This is a genomic window from Stutzerimonas stutzeri (assembly GCF_000935215.1).
Classification (GTDB): Bacteria; Pseudomonadota; Gammaproteobacteria; order Pseudomonadales; family Pseudomonadaceae; genus Stutzerimonas.
In genome coordinates this window covers 1-15,410 of record NZ_JXXD01000140.1, presented here as the reverse complement: position 1 = coordinate 15,410, position 15,410 = coordinate 1, and the positions used below count along the sequence as shown (strand labels likewise).

The 15,410-nt window shown below is 62.2% G+C and carries 16 protein-coding genes and 1 pseudogene; 9 read left to right on the top strand and 8 right to left on the bottom strand.

Annotated elements, in window-relative coordinates:
- A pseudogene (locus tag LO50_RS24735) lies at positions 1 to 71 on the bottom strand (SDR family NAD(P)-dependent oxidoreductase); the annotation flags it as partial.
- A 693-nt stretch (positions 72 to 764) separates the two neighbouring features.
- On the opposite strand from LO50_RS24735, the gene LO50_RS14750 reads away from it, so the two are divergent.
- From LO50_RS14750 to LO50_RS14710, 9 genes are all read left to right on the top strand, one after another.
- On the top strand, positions 765 to 1,352 hold the full coding sequence (locus LO50_RS14750) for a cytokinin riboside 5'-monophosphate phosphoribohydrolase (RefSeq protein ID WP_044315469.1): 588 nt from the start codon (positions 765 to 767) through the stop codon (positions 1,350 to 1,352).
- A gap of 405 nt (positions 1,353 to 1,757) precedes the next feature.
- The gene (locus LO50_RS14745) at positions 1,758 to 2,234 is read left to right on the top strand and encodes a DUF2726 domain-containing protein (RefSeq protein WP_044315468.1); all 477 of its coding nucleotides are present in this window, start codon (positions 1,758 to 1,760) and stop codon (positions 2,232 to 2,234) included.
- Between the two features lie 118 nt (positions 2,235 to 2,352).
- Positions 2,353 to 2,838 carry an SgcJ/EcaC family oxidoreductase gene (locus LO50_RS14740; RefSeq protein ID WP_041014807.1) on the top strand — a complete coding sequence of 162 codons (486 nt, stop codon included), beginning with the start codon at positions 2,353 to 2,355 and terminating at the stop codon, positions 2,836 to 2,838.
- Between the two features lie 164 nt (positions 2,839 to 3,002).
- The gene (locus LO50_RS14735; RefSeq protein ID WP_041014808.1) at positions 3,003 to 4,025 is read left to right on the top strand and encodes a DUF5924 family protein; all 1,023 of its coding nucleotides are present in this window, start codon (positions 3,003 to 3,005) and stop codon (positions 4,023 to 4,025) included.
- Between the two features lie 57 nt (positions 4,026 to 4,082).
- Positions 4,083 to 4,601 carry an MgtC/SapB family protein gene (locus LO50_RS14730; protein WP_014821328.1) on the top strand — a complete coding sequence of 173 codons (519 nt, stop codon included), beginning with the start codon at positions 4,083 to 4,085 and terminating at the stop codon, positions 4,599 to 4,601.
- 32 nt (positions 4,602 to 4,633) lie between these two features.
- Positions 4,634 to 5,947 carry a PQQ-dependent sugar dehydrogenase gene (locus tag LO50_RS14725; RefSeq protein ID WP_041014809.1) on the top strand — a complete coding sequence of 438 codons (1,314 nt, stop codon included), beginning with the start codon at positions 4,634 to 4,636 and terminating at the stop codon, positions 5,945 to 5,947.
- Between the two features lie 82 nt (positions 5,948 to 6,029).
- Positions 6,030 to 6,371, top strand: coding sequence for an osmotically-inducible lipoprotein OsmE (osmE, locus tag LO50_RS14720; protein WP_041014810.1), 342 nt, complete (start codon positions 6,030 to 6,032; stop codon positions 6,369 to 6,371).
- A 67-nt stretch (positions 6,372 to 6,438) separates the two neighbouring features.
- Positions 6,439 to 6,837, top strand: coding sequence for a Rho termination factor N-terminal domain-containing protein (locus tag LO50_RS14715; protein ID WP_041014811.1), 399 nt, complete (start codon positions 6,439 to 6,441; stop codon positions 6,835 to 6,837).
- Between the two features lie 221 nt (positions 6,838 to 7,058).
- A complete protein-coding gene (locus LO50_RS14710; RefSeq protein ID WP_044315467.1) occupies positions 7,059 to 7,592 on the top strand; it encodes a ferritin-like domain-containing protein in 534 nt (177 codons plus the stop codon).
- Positions 7,593 to 7,711: 119 nt separating this feature from the next.
- Here LO50_RS14710 and lpxC read toward each other — a convergent pair whose 3' ends face one another.
- The 7 genes from lpxC to murG all read right to left on the bottom strand — a co-directional run.
- Complete coding sequence (gene lpxC / locus LO50_RS14705) at positions 7,712 to 8,623, bottom strand: UDP-3-O-acyl-N-acetylglucosamine deacetylase (protein WP_003302766.1); 912 nt, start codon at positions 8,621 to 8,623, stop codon at positions 7,712 to 7,714.
- A 115-nt stretch (positions 8,624 to 8,738) separates the two neighbouring features.
- Positions 8,739 to 9,926, bottom strand: a complete 1,188-nt coding sequence (ftsZ, locus tag LO50_RS14700) for a cell division protein FtsZ (RefSeq protein ID WP_014821333.1) — start codon at positions 9,924 to 9,926, stop codon at positions 8,739 to 8,741.
- Between the two features lie 49 nt (positions 9,927 to 9,975).
- On the bottom strand, positions 9,976 to 11,223 hold the full coding sequence (gene ftsA, locus LO50_RS14695) for a cell division protein FtsA (RefSeq protein WP_044315466.1): 1,248 nt from the start codon (positions 11,221 to 11,223) through the stop codon (positions 9,976 to 9,978).
- A gap of 12 nt (positions 11,224 to 11,235) precedes the next feature.
- The gene (locus tag LO50_RS14690) at positions 11,236 to 12,093 is read right to left on the bottom strand and encodes a cell division protein FtsQ/DivIB (RefSeq protein ID WP_044315465.1); all 858 of its coding nucleotides are present in this window, start codon (positions 12,091 to 12,093) and stop codon (positions 11,236 to 11,238) included.
- A 2-nt stretch (positions 12,094 to 12,095) separates the two neighbouring features.
- Positions 12,096 to 13,040 carry a D-alanine--D-alanine ligase gene (locus LO50_RS14685; RefSeq protein WP_014821336.1) on the bottom strand — a complete coding sequence of 315 codons (945 nt, stop codon included), beginning with the start codon at positions 13,038 to 13,040 and terminating at the stop codon, positions 12,096 to 12,098.
- Positions 13,037 to 14,494, bottom strand: a complete 1,458-nt coding sequence (murC, locus tag LO50_RS14680) for a UDP-N-acetylmuramate--L-alanine ligase (RefSeq protein WP_031297283.1) — start codon at positions 14,492 to 14,494, stop codon at positions 13,037 to 13,039. Before murC ends, LO50_RS14685 begins: the two co-directional genes overlap by 4 nt.
- Positions 14,487 to 15,410 (bottom strand): undecaprenyldiphospho-muramoylpentapeptide beta-N-acetylglucosaminyltransferase (murG, locus tag LO50_RS14675; protein ID WP_044315464.1); only part of this gene is annotated, 924 nt, incomplete at its 5' end. The genes murC and murG, both read right to left, overlap by 8 nt.

Here is a 15,410-nt window from a genome sequence, read left to right as displayed (position 1 = left end):
GCCCGCCCGAGCCCGCCGCCGGCTCCGGTCACGATCACTACCTTGTCTTCGAAGCGGATGGCATCAGTCATGGCGTACTCCCTCAGCGGTCTTGGATGAATTCAGGAGCGCCGAGTGTCGATCAGGCGCCGGGACCCGACAACCAACCGCCCGGAAATGAATGCCAGTGCATAAGAGTCGAGGATGGGCTGCTCCGCCGCCAATGTTCTGGACGTTTTTTATTCATACCGCCGACAGCCGTGCCATCACTGGCCCGGCGGCGTATTTGCCCAAACAACTCACAGCGTTATCCACAGCCATCGTGGATAACTGAAGCGATCACTACCATTGTGAAACGGCATCGCACATATTACCGATGAACGCGCGAGGCCTTCTGTTATGCGGCCCGTGGTCGCATCAAGCGGGACTGAGCAAAAAACGCACATACTGCTGGAAGTCCCGCGCCGCTTCGCCTGGAGCAGACCTTCCCAAGGTTATCCACAGAACCGCACACATCTATCGGGGATAAATGAAGCGGCAAATAGCGCAAGCTATCACGGCAATGTCGAGAATCTAAGAGCGCCGGGAGCGCCCTGTTCTTAGCATGAGCGCATCAACCGACGGAGAGATCGCCCATGTCCAGTCGCAATCTGCTCGAGAGCCTGTTTGCCAATTACGCGTGCGCCAGCGGAGGTGCATTGAACGGCCGCTGACATCGCCCAGCACGCTTGGCCGTTCGTCCATGCCCGCGTACCCTTCCGCCAGCCCTAAGAGCGGAGTTAACGATGACCTTGCGTTCCATTTGCGTTTTCTGCGGCGCCAGCCGTGGTTCGAACCCCATCTATGAACAAGCAGCCCAGGATCTCGGCCGCACCTTGGCGGCCAACGGCATTCGGTTGATCTACGGCGGCGGCGCCGTCGGCCTGATGGGGGTCGTGGCAGACGCCACCATGGCTGCCGGCGGCGAGGTGATCGGCATCATTCCGCAGAGCCTGAAAGATGCCGAGGTCGGCCACACCGGCCTCACTCGGTTGGAAGTGGTCGACGGCATGCACGCCCGCAAGGCGCGGATGGCAGAGCTCGCGGATGCCTTCATCGCTTTACCTGGCGGGCTGGGTACGCTGGAGGAGCTTTTCGAGGTCTGGACCTGGGGCCAGCTTGGCTATCACCCCAAACCGCTCGGGTTGCTGGACGTCAACCACTTCTACAGCAAGCTCAGTCACTTCCTCGATCACCTCGTCGAAGAGGGATTCGTCCGCTCACAGCACCGCGAGATGTTGCGACGTAGTGACGAGTCGCAGGCGCTCATAGAGTTGCTGGATGCCTGGCAACCGCCCACTCATAGTCGCTGGGCCAAAAATTCGCCGCTGTGATCTGGCTGAATCCAGCTGATCAAATTTCACTCTCCGAGCTGCAGGCCACGCACCACGCAGGCCGCAGCTCAGCCTCCCCATGTTATCCACATGCGCATCCACAGCAGAAGTGGATAAGCGCTCGCTTCGACCTATTGGTGTACGCATGTGCGGGCAATACGACGTTTCAGAAGCCTTGAACCTGCGAACGTACAATTTTCGATCAATAGGCTCGATCGCTAGTGCCGCTAAGGTTGCAGCAAGCAGCTAAAGGGTTATCCACAACTCGGCCCACAGCTGTAGTGGATAAGGTAGCCGAACGAATCGAACGTGCTGGACTCAACAAAAGCATCGCTCGTCTAATTCCGAGGCTTACACCATGGGTTCATCAACAAGGCTTCAATCGCTGCATCAGGACAGACGTCCATGAGCTGGCTGGCCCTGACACTGGTGGCGTTCGTCATCTTCGTGCTGGTTTTCTTCGTCAAGAACCGGCAGCTCAACCATCCCGCGCTGCAATATCCCTATCGCCTCAAGGCGCCACTGTTCTCGCCAGCGGAACGCGAGCTGCTGGAAATGCTGCAACGCACGGTCGGCGAGCGCTATCTGATCTTCCCCAAGGTAAGCGTCGCCGACGTTGTGGAAGTCACCGCCATCGCCCGACGGGCGTACTGGTACCGCGCCACCAACCGCATCGCGACCACGCGCTTCGATTTCGTGCTGTGCGACAGGGCCGATCTTCAGCCGGTCTGCGTCATCAACCTGCACGACCCTGACACCGATGAGGAATTCATGGATCGACTGTGCGAGACCATCGGGTTACCGCAGGTCCGCCTGCCAGCGGATGCAGCGCGCTCCTATAGCGATGTCCGGGAAGCCATCGAGTCGGCGCTGCAGCCCTGATCGACCGCTGGCGGGAATGAGCGCAGCAGCGGACGGTCACAAGTCTGCATGACGTATCCATGCTGTGCAGTACCGCTGCGGAGACATCCGCAATCGACCACCGGCTACGAGTGACACTATGAAATACGCCCTCCCCCTGCTGCTTTCCCTCGCCCCGCTGGCTGCGCTGGCGGACGACCCGACCTGTCATGGCACCAACGAAGCGCAGGTCGCCGCGCTTTTCGATCGCTGGAACGAAGATGTGCAATCAGGCGATCCAAAACGCGTGGTGGAAAACTACGCACCTGACTCGATGCTGCTGCCTACCGTGTCCAACACGCCGCGGCAGACGGCGGAAGCCAAGCTCGACTACTTCGAGCACTTTCTGGCGCTGAAACCGAAGGGCGAAGTTGTCTCGCGAATGATCATGATCGACTGCAACAGCGCGCTCGATACCGGGCTCTACAGCTTCAAGCTGGGCGACGGCAAGACGGTGCCGGCGCGTTATACCTTTACCTACAAGTGGTTCGCCGACGCCGGACAGTGGCTGATCACCAGTCACCACTCATCGGCGATGCCAGAGCAGCCCGAGGCGGTACAGCAGGTGATCGAAGAGAGCGACTGATCGTCCTGCGAAATACGCCAAACAGGGGCGCCTTGCCACACCAGCGGGGCGCGCCCGCTGTACCATCCGCCCTCGACAAGCGAAGGGTCTCGACCGCGGGCTTGCACCAGCCCGCCTGTGCTCGATACTTCTGATAAGCACGCCGTATCCGGACCCGAACCATCATGCAACTCAAGCCGCTGTTATCACGCCTGTTCGACCTGGCCAGCCGCCTGATTCGGCGCTATCCAGGTACGGTTGCGCTGTTCGGCTTCGTTTCCGGGGTGGCGAGTTTCGTTCTGGTGGAACGCCACGCCGGCCTGGCCAAGGTGGTCGCCCTGGTGATGCTGGTGAGCTGGCTCTGGCTGGTGCTGGAGTCGAGCCTGCGGCGCAGCCTGCAGCGCTGGTTCGGCTGGCAGGTGCCACGACCGCTGCTGCGCTATGCCACCCAGATGGTGCATCAGGAAAGCCTGTTCTTCATCATTCCGTTCTTTGCCATCACCACCACCTGGAACAGCGGACAAGCCCTGTTCACCGGCCTGCTTGGCGCCGCCGCGCTCGTTTCGCTGATCGATCCGCTGTACTACAAATGGCTGGCACCGCGGCGCTGGGTCTACCTGGGGTTTCACGCGCTGACGCTGTTCGCCGTCCTGCTGACCGCGTTGCCGATCATCCTTCATCTGTCCACCCCGCAGAGTTATCAGCTGGCGCTGGGCGTCGCAGTAGTGCTGGCCCTGCCGAGCCTCAGCGGACTGTTTCCCCGCTCGAACTGGCGCACGTGGCCCGGCATCCTGTTGCTGGCGGTGGCGCTGGGTGCCGCAGGTTGGCTGGGACGGACCTGGGTGCCCCCGGCAACCCTGTGGCTGACCGATGTCGCCGTGACCATGAGCCTCGATGATCGGCAACGCAAACCCGGTAAGGGGCTGCGCGAAATCACCAGCGCAGAACTGCACGCAAATGGCCTCTACGCCTATACCGCCATCAACGCACCGCGCGGCCTGAAGGAGCGCATCTTCCACGAGTGGACCCACAACGGCCGGCGCGTCGACCGTATCGCGCTTGAGATCAGCGGCGGCCGCGAAGCCGGTTATCGCGCCTGGACCCACAAGCGCAACTTCCCGGAAAAATCATCGGGCCGCTGGCGAGTACGTGTCGTTACCGAAGCAGGCCAGATGATCGGCATGCTGCGTTTCCAGGTCACCGATTAGCGAACCCCCCGCCGCCTCGCGTATCCAAATCAGAACCAGCCTGGCTTGGAGAAGGACATGGAGTGGTGGGCGAGCATCTCCTACACCATCGCGTCGGAGTTCTCCGACATCACCGACCTGGAGGACGCGACCCGCGTCAGTAGCCGTCTGCTGATCGCGTCGATTCTCGGCGGCCTGCTCGGCTATGAACGCGAGCGCCGACGCAAGGCCGCCGGCTTGCGCACCCATATGCTGGTTGCGCTTGGGGCAGCGTTGTTCGTACTGGTGCCGGTGCAGGCGGGCATGAGCCTCGAGGACATTTCCCGGGTGATTCAGGGCCTGGTTACCGGTATTGGCTTTCTCGGAGCCGGGACTATCCTCAAGGGCGACTCCGCGGAAGACGTCAAGGGCCTGACCACCGCCGCGGGCATCTGGCTTACGGCCGCGATCGGTGTCGCCGTCGGCCTCGGGCATGAAGCAACGGCCGTAATGAGCACGCTGTTGGCGCTGGCGATCTTTGCTTTGATGCCACGGCTGGAGCGGCATACTGCCCTGCGTGCCGCGCGCAAGCGTCGCCACCCGGACCAGCCGCGCTAACGAACGCCACTCCACTGCCCAAGGATTTCGCCATGTCCAACTTCCGTATTCTTCTGACCGGCGCCGTTCTGGCTGCTCTGGCAGGTTGCAGCGAAACGGCCAAGCTTCCGGTGGAATCCGGATACGGCCCGACACCGGCGCTGCCCGAGCCGAACAAGACAGTCCTGCCCACGGTGCACATCGCCCCCGCCAAAGGCTGGCCGCAAGATGGCAAGCCGCAGCCGGCGGCCGGTCTGCGCGTGGCGGCGTTCGCCCGTGACCTGGGCCATCCCCGCTGGCTCCATGTGCTGCCCAATGGCGATGTGCTCGTGGCGGAATCGGACGCACCGCCGAAGCAACAGAGCCAGGGACTGCGCGGCTGGATTGCCAGCAAGATCATGGCCCGCGCTGGCTCCGGAGGCCCCAGCGCCAACCGCATCACCCTGCTGCGCGATCGTGACGGCGATGGCGTGGCGGAACAGCGCACGGTGTTTCTGGAAAACCTCAACTCCCCGTTCGGTATGGCGTTGGTAGGCAACCACTTCTACGTCGCCAACACGGACGCGCTGCTGCGCTTTCCCTATACGCCCGGCACCACCCGTATCACTGCGAACGGCGAGAAGGTCGTGGACCTACCCGCTGGGCCGATCAATCACCACTGGACCAAGAACGTCATTGCCAGCCAGGACGGCAGCCGCCTCTATGTCACCAGCGGCTCCAACAGCAATGTGGCCGAGAACGGCATGGAGGCCGAAGAGAACCGCGCAGCGATTCTCGAGGTGGATCCGCAAGCCAGGAGCATGCGTCTGTTCGCTTCAGGCCTGCGCAACCCCAATGGCCTTGCCTGGCAACCGGACAGCGGAGCGCTATGGACCACCGTCAACGAGCGCGACGAGATCGGCAGCGATCTGGTGCCGGACTACATGACGTCGGTACAGGACGGCGGATTCTACGGGTGGCCCTACAGCTACTTCGGCCAGCACATCGATGAGCGCGTGCAACCCCTGCGGCCGGATCTGGTCCAGCGTGCCATTGTCCCGGACTATGCACTGGGCGCGCATACTGCCTCGCTCGGCCTGGCCTTCTACGAAGGCACGCTGCTGCCGCAGCACTACCGCCACGGCGCGTTCGTTGGTCAGCACGGCTCCTGGAACCGCAAGCCGCGCAGTGGCTATAAGGTGGTTTTCATCCCCTTCCGCGACGGCATGCCGGCTGGGCAGGCAGAGGATGTGCTGACCGGCTTCGTCAACGAGGCAGGAGAGGCAATGGGTCGCCCGGTAGGCGTCGCCGTGGACAAGACCGGGGCCGTGCTGGTGGCCGACGATGTCGGCAACGTGGTCTGGCGCGTCACCCCTGATGACCGTTGATACCGTCGCCCGCTGATCCGTTGAACCTTGCCGGACGCCGTATGGCCATAAAGGTAACGTCCATACGCAACGAGGCACTCCCATGATCAAGCGCGCCATCTACATCTTCGCCCCTGTCGTGCTGCTCGCCGGCTGTTCCGGCAATGTGCAGAACCCGGTAGACCGCATCACCTTCCGTGACGAGCCACTGGTACGCGATGTGGAGACCGGCATGTCTCAGGAGCAGGTACTGGCCATCGGTGGGGAGCCCTCGAAGGCCGCAGCTCGCACTGTAGTGCCAGGCGTCTGCCACGATTACATCCTCAATCGCGATGGCCATCAGCAACCTTATTACGTCAGTTTCGATGGCTCCGGCCGCGTGGACGGCCAGGGCTTCCTGACCTGCGATCAGCTTGAGGAAAACCAGCGCAAACTGCATCGCTGACAGCCGGGCACAGGCGCGAGCACGCTTCGGGCCTGTGCATTCAACGCTCCCCTTGAAGGAGACCAGCATGCCTCGTGGAGAAAAAACCAAGTACACCGACAAGCAGCAACGCAAGGCCGAACACATTGAGGAAGGCTACGAGAAGCGTGGCGTCCCCGAGGACGAGGCCGAAGCGCGCGCATGGGCGACGGTCAACAAGCAATCCGGCGGCGGAGAACGCAAAGGGGGCTCGGGCAGGAGCAAGGGCGAGACCGCCAAGCGGGCTGAGCGCAAGGACTCGGCCCACCGCGCAGCCGATGCCCGCCAGGGCAAATCACCAAACAAGGGTTCGGCACGAAGCTCGACATCGACCAGCACGGCGCTTGCCGACATGACCCGCGACCAGCTCATGGAAAAGGCCCGCGAGCGGGACATTCGTGGCCGCTCGAAGATGCGCAAGAACGAACTGCTACGGGCGCTGAGCTGAGGACTGAGGGCATGCCGATGATTGACCAAACCGCTCCGAAAGAGGGCAATCCCAAGCGCGAGGACCCAGGCGATCCTGTGCCGATTGATGAGCCGGGTGAGCCTGAGCCGGCGCCCTCACCGCCGGACGAGCCCCACCGCTAAACTTTTCGCCAGCATCCTGTTCTCAAACTGGGAACCGTGAATCACCGCGTCCGCGGTGAACCAGACCAGGAGATGGCGATGAGCTACGTACAATTGAGCGATAAACAGAGCCTGCGCGAGCGGGCTCGTCAACATGTCGAGAATGGCGCCGTCACCGAGAGTTACTCGGCCGATCGAGAAGTCGTGATCAATCTGCTGAACGAAGCGCTGGCGACCGAACTGGTTTGCTATCTGCGCTACAAGCGCCACTACTACATGGCCACAGGGCTGAAATCCAGCGCCGCCGCGGACGAGTTCCTCGAGCACGCTAATGAGGAGCAGGAGCACGCAGATCGGCTGGCCGAGCGCATCGTCCAACTGGGTGGCGCGCCGGACTTCAACCCCGACGGCCTGACGGAGCGCGCCCACGCGCAGTACGCCGAAGGCAACGGCCTGCGCGACATGGTTTTCGAGAACCTGGTGGCCGAACGCATCGCCATCGACAGCTACCGCGAGATCGTGCAGTACATCGGTGACAAGGATCCGACCCCCCGCCGCATCTTCGAGGACATCCTCGCTCAGGAAGAAGAGCACGCCGATGATCTGGCTGGCCTGCTGGACGGCATGAACTAGCCCAGGACCTGCCGGCGCCTCGCTGAAGCAGGCGGCACGCCATTCCCGTCAGCTTTTCAGCGAAACATAAAAAAAGGCCACCCTAGGGTGGCCTTAAATTTTAGGAAGAGAGGTACAGCTTAGCCGGCTGCCACCGGACGCATGTAGGAGATCGGTGCGGTCTGCGGGTCATCGAAGGTCACCAGTTCCCACGCATCCTTTTGTTCCATCAGGGTGCGTAGCAAACGGTTGTTCAACGCGTGGCCGGATTTATAGCCGCGGAATTCGCCGATCAGACTGGTGCCCAGCAAGTACAGATCACCAATGGCATCGAGAATCTTGTGCTTCACGAATTCGTCCTCGTAACGCAGGCCGTCTTCGTTGAGCACACTGGTTTCGTCCACCACGATTGCGTTCTCAACGCTGCCACCAAGCGCCAGGTTGTGCGAGCGCAGGAACTCGATGTCGCGCATGAACCCGAAGGTACGTGCACGGCTGACTTCCTTGACGAAGGAAGTGCTCGAGAAATCCACACTGGCAGTCTGGGTACGGCCCTTGAAAACCGGATGGTCGAAATCAATCTCGAAACTCACCTTGAAGCCGTCGAAAGGCAGGAAGGTAGCGCGCTTGTCACCTTCCTCGACTGTCACTTCACGCTTGATGCGGATGAACTTCTTGTGGGCGTCCTGCTCCTGCAGGCCGGCGGATTGAATCAGGAATACGAAAGGTCCAGCGCTACCATCCATGATCGGCACTTCCGACGCTGAGAGTTCGACGTAGGCGTTGTCGATCCCCAGGCCAGCCATTGCCGACAGCAAATGCTCCACTGTGTCGACCTTGACGTCACCATTGACCAGTGTCGTGGACATGGTGGTTTCGCCAACGTTCTCGGCCCGCGCAGGAATCTCCACAGGCGGGTTGAGGTCGGTGCGACAGAACACGATTCCGGTATCCACCGGTGCCGGTTTCAGGGTGAGATAAACCTTCTCTCCCGAATGCAAGCCGACGCCGGTGGCGCGAATGATGTTCTTCAGGGTGCGTTGTCTGATCATGGCCTTTTGCTTCGCTTTAGCGCTAGTTGCGAATAGTTTTCAACAATTGGCGGCGATAATAGCAGAAGCCAACTTTGCTGAACACCAATCACAACGATACTCCTGATAAATTCAATCAATCGGCCTGACGACGCAGAAACGCGGGAATGTCCAGATAATCCAGATCTTCCTGCGGATTCAGCTTGGCTGCGGTGGCAGCTGCATGCGCCTGATTACGCATCACGGTCGGACGCTCGAGGTCACGATAATTGACCGCGGCCTGCTCATGCTGACGCGGTGCCGGAGCGGCGGAAGCGGCAACAGAGGTCTGCACGGTGTTGTCGACGACCTTGACCGGCTTTTCATTGCGCGGACCGAGCCCGGTAGCGACCACGGTGACATGCAGCTCATCTGCCATATCCGGATCGATCACGGCGCCAACCTTGACGGTGGCCTCATCGGACGCGAAGGCCTCGATGATTTCGCCCACGGCAGCGTACTCGCCGAGCGAGAGGTCCAGACCAGCAGTGATGTTGACCAGAATGCCACGTGCGCCCTGCAGGTTGACGTCTTCCAGCAGCGGGTTGCGAATGGCAGCCTCGGTGGCTTCGCGAGCACGGTTCGGGCCGGTGGCGCAACCGGTGCCCATCATCGCCATTCCCATCTCGCCCATGACCGTCTTGACGTCGGCGAAGTCGACGTTCATCAGGCCCGGACGCTGCATGATGTCGGAGATGCCACGGACCGCACCGGCCAGTACGTCATCAGCCTTGGCGAAAGCGGCCAGCAGGCTGGCGTCCTTGCCGAGGATGGTCAGCAGCTTCTCGTTGGGGATAGTGATCAGCGAATCGACGCAATCGGACAGCGCGCGGATACCTTCGTCGGCCACCTGCATGCGACGACGGCCCTCGAACGGGAACGGACGAGTGACCACGGCGACGGTAAGGATGCCCATTTCCTTGGCTACCGAAGCGATGATCGGCGCAGCGCCGGTACCGGTGCCGCCGCCCATGCCGGTGGTGATGAACACCATGTCCGCACCTTCCAGTACTTCGGCGATGCGCTCACGATCTTCCATCGCCGCCTGGCGACCGATGTCCGGATTGGTACCGGCACCCAGACCTTTGGTGATGGCCGAGCCGAGCTGCAGCACGGTGCGTGCTTCAACTTTCTTCAGCGCCTGGGCGTCAGTGTTGGCGCAGATGAATTCGACGCCTTCGACGTTATTGCGAACCATGTGGTTCACGGCATTGCCGCCACCGCCACCGACACCGATGACCTTGATGACTGCACTTTGCGGGGTATGATCTACGAGTTCGAACATTTCCCTCTCTCCTTCCAGCTTTCTAGTTTTGGTTGTTACAGCGCACTGCTTAAAAATTGCCCTGGATCCAGCCCTTGAGTCGCTCCAGAACAGACGTCTTTGATTCGTCGGCGAAATTGCCGATGCCAGACACGGGAATGCCGTCGGCCTGCTTTTGCAGTCCGTACAGCAACAGGCCCACGCCCGTTGAATAGATGGGGTTACGTACTACGTCGCTCAGTCCCTTGACGCTGTGCGGCACGCCCAGGCGCACCGGCATGTGAAAGATTTCCTCAGCCAGGTCGACGGCTCCTTCCATCTTCGCTGTACCGCCTGTGAGAACGATCCCGGCCGGGACCAGATCCTCGTATCCGCTACGACGCAGCTCGGCCTGGATAAGGGTGAACAGCTCGTCATAGCGCGGCTCGACCACCTCTGCCAGAGCCTGCCGCGAGAGTTCGCGCGGTGGGCGATCGCCGACGCTGGGAACCTTGATGGTCTCGCCTGCACCGGCCAGCTTGGCCAACGCGCAAGCATAACGAATCTTGATCTCTTCGGCATACTGGGTCGGCGTGCGCAATGCCATGGCGATGTCGTTGGTGACCTGATCGCCGGCGATCGGGATGACCGCGGTATGACGAATCGCGCCTTCGGTGAAAATGCAGATGTCGGTGGTGCCGCCGCCGATGTCCACCAGGCAGACGCCCAGCTCCTTTTCATCGTCGGTCAGTACCGCGTGTGCAGAGGCCAGTTGCTCCAGGATGATGTCATCCACTTCCAGGCCGCAGCGACGCACGCACTTCTCGACATTCTGCGCCGCATTCACCGCGCAAGTGACCACATGGACCTTGGCCTCAAGGCGCACGCCGGACATGCCCAGCGGTTCGCGCACACCTTCCTGGTTGTCGATCACGTAATCCTGCGGCAGCGTGTGCAGCACGCGCTGGTCCGCCGGAATGGCCACAGCCTGGGCGGCGTCAAGTACCCGCTCCAGGTCCGCGGCGCTGACTTCACGGTCGCGGATCGCGACGATGCCATGGGAGTTCAGGCTGCGAATGTGGTTGCCCGCCAGGCCGACGAAGGCCGAATGGATGCGGCAGCCAGCCATCAGCTGAGCTTCTTCGATAGCGCGCTGAACCGACTGCACGGTGGATTCGATATTGACCACCACGCCCTTCTTCAACCCGCGCGAAGGATGGGTACCGATTCCCACGATTTCCAGCTCACCATCGGCGGTCACCTCACCCACCAGCGCCACCACCTTGGAGGTGCCGATGTCCAGGCCGACGATCATCTTGCCGCTTTGCACGCTCGACATGTGTTTCATTCCTCAATTCTTCGCAGCGACGGTCGTATCCGTCACAGTCGGGACCGGCTCATGCCAGGCGACGGCCAGGCCGTTCGCATAGCGCAGATCGATCCGTGCGATCTTCTCGCTTTCCTGCTCCAGCGCCTTTTGATAGATGGCGGTGAAGCGACGCATTTTTTCTACAACCTGGTCCCGCCCCAGCAGCAACTCGACGCCCTGGTTGGTGGTCAGGAACCAGCTTCCACGCTCGCGCAGCTCCAGACGGGAAATGGAGAATCCCAGCGGGCGCAGCATCTGGCTGAGCATCTGGTATTGCTGCATGACACGCTGTTGGGCCCGCTTCGGACCATATAAATGTGGCAAGTGTTCATATCGGGTCAGGTCATCCGGCGAGAAAGCCTGCCCTTTATTGTTAAGCAATGCTTCGCCCCCCCAACGGGCAATCGGCAATTGCTCATCCAGCCGCACCATCACCTGGTCCGGCCAGACGCGGCGGACTTCGACATGGGCGATCCACGGCATCTGTTCCAGTTGGTGGCGCATGCCGTTCAGATCAACCTTGAAGAAGCTCTGCTCGACGAAAGGCGCTATGCGCTGCTGGACCGCGTCGCGACTCACATAGCCCAGTTCGCCCTGCACACTGACCTTGGCGATCGGCCGATCGGCATAGGGCAGCAGCCGCTCGCCCAGCTCGTAAAGCCCGACCGCCAACCCGACCAGTAGCACCGGCCAGACGAAACGCTTCAGCCCGGCGAGGCTCGGCTTCGGCAGGCGCTGCGACAGCGGCTGCGGTTGCACCAGGCGGCTCGCACCCCGTTGCGCGGGCTTGCGCGAGGCGCGGCCGCTTCCGGGTTGCGAATGGCGCAGCGTAGCGATCATGGCTAGCTCCCCGCCTCGAGGCTGTCATCGAGAATGCTCAGGACCAGTTGCTGGAAATCCAGACCGGCAGCACGCGCCGCCATGGGCACCAGGCTGTGATCGGTCATTCCCGGCACGGTGTTCACTTCAAGCAGCCAGAAATCGCCGTTACCGTCCTGCATCACGTCAACCCGGGCCCAGCCGCGGATACCCACCGCTTCGCAGGCACGTGCAGACAGCGTCTTCAGTTCCTGTTCGCGCACCGCGTCGAGGCCACAGGGAATGCGGTACTGGGTATCGGAAGCCAGGTACTTGGCGTCGTAGTCGTAGAAGGTGTGCGGCGTGCCCAGGCCAATCGGTGGCAGTACCTGGCCGTGCAGCACCGCCACGGTGAATTCCGGGCCTTGTATCCACTGCTCGACGAGTACTTGCGAGTCGTAGCTGCTGGCGGCACGCCAGGCTTCGATCAGCTCGGTGAGCCCACCGACCTTGGCCATGCCGATGCTAGAGCCTTCGTGGGCCGGTTTGACGATCAGCGGAAAACCCAGCGTTTCCGCTGCAGCCTTGCAATCGGCCTCCGTAGCCAGCACGGCATGCTGCGGCGTCGGCAAGCCAAGGCTCTGCCACACCTGCTTGGTGCGCAGTTTGTCCATGGCCAGGGCCGAAGCCAGAATGCCGCTGCCGGTGTAGGGGATACCGGCGCATTCCAACAGTCCCTGCATGCTGCCGTCTTCGCCACCACGACCATGCAGGACGATGAAGGCACGATCGATGCGCTCGTTGCTCAGGCGTTGCAGCAGGTCATCGCCGGCATCGATGCCGAACGCATCCACACCGGCCTCCTGCAACGCGGCGAGTACCGCCGCGCCGGATTTCAGGGACACTTCGCGTTCGGCACTCTTGCCACCGAAGAGCACGGCGACACGACCAAACGCCTTGGGGTCGCGAGTCGAATGCAGGGTCGTCATTTGGATTTCCTCGCGGCGCCATCGCCACCGAACAGCGGACTCTTGAGCAGTTGCGGCGCCAGGCCACCGATATCACCGGCTCCTTGGCAAAGCAGAATGTCGCCGGCACGCAGCAGCGGCTTGACCAACGGAGCGAGGTCGACGCCACGCTCGACGTAGATCGGGTCCAGCTGGCCGCGCTGGCGGATGCTGTGGCACAACTGCCGGCTGTCGGCGCCGGGGATCGGCTCCTCACCAGCCGGATAGACTTCCATCAGCAGCAACACGTTGGACTCGCCGAGCACCTGCACGAAGTCGTCGTAGAGGTCGCGGGTGCGGCTGTAGCGATGGGGCTGATAGACCATGACCAGGCGCCGCTCCGGCCAGCCACCGCGGACTGCCTTGATCACTGCGGCGACTTCGCGCGGATGATGACCGTAGTCGTCGACCAGCATCACGCTGCCGTCCTCGACCGGTAGATCGCCATAGACTTGAAAGCGGCGGCCGACGCCTGCGAACTCCGCGAGGCCCTGGACGATGGCTTCGTCGTCGATACCTTCATCGGTAGCAATGGCGATGGTGGCCAGGGCGTTCAGCACGTTGTGGTTGCCCGGCATGTTCACTGACACATCCAGCGGCTCACAACCATCGCGCAGCACCGTGAAGAAGGTACGCATGCCTTCCTGACGGACATTGGTGGCGCGCACGTCGGCGTCTTCGCTGAAACCGTAGGTCGTGATCGGCCGGCCGATCTGCGGAATGATCTCGCGAACGAACGGGTCGTCGACGCAGAGCACTGCCAGGCCGTAGAACGGCAGGTTGTGCAGGAACTCGACGAAGGTTTTCTTCAGCTTGCCGAAGTCGCCGCCATAGGTGCTCATGTGGTCGGCATCGATATTGGTGACCACCGCGACCATCGGCTGCAGGTGCAGGAAGCTGGCATCGCTTTCGTCGGCCTCGGCGATCAGATAACGGCTGCTGCCGAGCTGCGCGTTGGTACCGGCCGCAGTGAGTCGGCCACCGATGACGAAAGTCGGATCGAGCCCGCCGGCGGCAAAAACCGAAGCCAGCAGACTGGTAGTAGTGGTCTTGCCATGGGTGCCGGCGACAGCAATACCGTGCCGGTAGCGCATCAGCTCGGCAAGCATCTCGGCACGTGGAACCACTGGAATACGTTGTTCGAGCGCCAGGGCGACTTCCGGGTTGGCCGAATTGACCGCGCTGGACACCACCAGCACGTCGGCGCCGGCAACATTGCCGGCCTGATGACCGATGAAAATCTGCGCACCGAAGCTCTGCAGCCGATCGGTACTGGCGGATTCCTTGAGGTCCGAGCCCGACACCTCGTAGCCGAGATTGAGCAGCACCTCGGCGATGCCGCACATGCCAACCCCGCCGATACCGACGAAGTGAATACGACGAATGCGCCGCATACGGCGGACTTCGGCTTTTACCGCGGCGGGAGATTTAGCCACGGGCCACCTCCAGACAGATATCGACCACGCTGCGGGTGGCGTCGGGCCGGGCCAGACGGCGCGCGATGGCGCCCATGGCCTTGAGTTTTTCCGGCTGCATCATTACCTCGGTCAGCTGAGCGGCAAGCACGGCCGCATCAGTCTTGGCTTGCGGCAGAAGGACGGCAGCGCCCTCCTTCGCCAGATATTCGGCATTGCGTGTCTGGTGGTCGTCGATCGCATGGGGCAGCGGCACCAGAAAGGATGGCAACCCAGCGGCGGCAAGCTCGCAAACGGTGAGCGCTCCGGCACGACAGATGACCAGATCGGCCCAGGCGTAGGCCCGCGCCATGTCCTTGATGAAGGGCGCGACTTCCGCCTCGACGCCGACCTCGGCATAACGCTGCGTGGTGATATCGGCGTGCTGCTTGCCGGCCTGATGAAACACCTGCGGCCGCACGTCCGCCGGTACCTGGGCGAGCGCGGCGGGCAGCAGTTTGTTCAGCGGTTCGGCACCGAGACTGCCGCCCAGTACCAGGAGGCGCGGGCGACGATGCGCAAGGGCATCGCGGGGCGTCTCGAGGAACAGCTCCTCACGCACCGGATTGCCGGTGGTGCGACGCTTGACGCTGGCCTTGAAGGTTTCCGGGAAGGCTTCGCAGACGCGGCTGGAAAGCGGCGCGAGGCTACGATTGGCGGTCCCAGCGACGGCGTTCTGTTCGTGAATCACCAGGGGCACCCCCGCCAGCTTGGCAGCCAGTCCGCCCGGACCGGTAACGTAGCCGCCCATCCCCAGCACGCAGACCGGTTGCAGCTCGCGCACGATGCGACGCGCCTGGAACAGCGAGCGAATCAACTGCAGCGGTGCCTTGATCAGCGAAACGATGCCCTTGCCGCGCAATCCGCTGACCTGGATCAGATGCAGCGGCAGGCCAGC

What these genes read in the sequence shown, in the direction of transcription:
- LO50_RS14750 (WP_044315469.1), top strand. Translation starts at nt 765, where the DNA reads ATGACCTTGCGTTCCATTTGCGTTTTCTGCGGCGCCAGCCGTGGTTCG.
- LO50_RS14745 (WP_044315468.1), top strand. Translation starts at nt 1,758, where the DNA reads ATGAGCTGGCTGGCCCTGACACTGGTGGCGTTCGTCATCTTCGTGCTG.
- LO50_RS14740 (WP_041014807.1), top strand. Translation starts at nt 2,353, where the DNA reads ATGAAATACGCCCTCCCCCTGCTGCTTTCCCTCGCCCCGCTGGCTGCG.
- LO50_RS14735 (WP_041014808.1), top strand. Translation starts at nt 3,003, where the DNA reads ATGCAACTCAAGCCGCTGTTATCACGCCTGTTCGACCTGGCCAGCCGC.
- LO50_RS14730 (WP_014821328.1), top strand. Translation starts at nt 4,083, where the DNA reads ATGGAGTGGTGGGCGAGCATCTCCTACACCATCGCGTCGGAGTTCTCC.
- LO50_RS14725 (WP_041014809.1), top strand. Translation starts at nt 4,634, where the DNA reads ATGTCCAACTTCCGTATTCTTCTGACCGGCGCCGTTCTGGCTGCTCTG.
- osmE (WP_041014810.1), top strand. Translation starts at nt 6,030, where the DNA reads ATGATCAAGCGCGCCATCTACATCTTCGCCCCTGTCGTGCTGCTCGCC.
- LO50_RS14715 (WP_041014811.1), top strand. Translation starts at nt 6,439, where the DNA reads ATGCCTCGTGGAGAAAAAACCAAGTACACCGACAAGCAGCAACGCAAG.
- LO50_RS14710 (WP_044315467.1), top strand. Translation starts at nt 7,059, where the DNA reads ATGAGCTACGTACAATTGAGCGATAAACAGAGCCTGCGCGAGCGGGCT.
- lpxC (WP_003302766.1), bottom strand. Translation starts at nt 8,623, where the DNA reads ATGATCAGACAACGCACCCTGAAGAACATCATTCGCGCCACCGGCGTC.
- ftsZ (WP_014821333.1), bottom strand. Translation starts at nt 9,926, where the DNA reads ATGTTCGAACTCGTAGATCATACCCCGCAAAGTGCAGTCATCAAGGTC.
- ftsA (WP_044315466.1), bottom strand. Translation starts at nt 11,223, where the DNA reads ATGTCGAGCGTGCAAAGCGGCAAGATGATCGTCGGCCTGGACATCGGC.
- LO50_RS14690 (WP_044315465.1), bottom strand. Translation starts at nt 12,093, where the DNA reads ATGATCGCTACGCTGCGCCATTCGCAACCCGGAAGCGGCCGCGCCTCG.
- LO50_RS14685 (WP_014821336.1), bottom strand. Translation starts at nt 13,040, where the DNA reads ATGACGACCCTGCATTCGACTCGCGACCCCAAGGCGTTTGGTCGTGTC.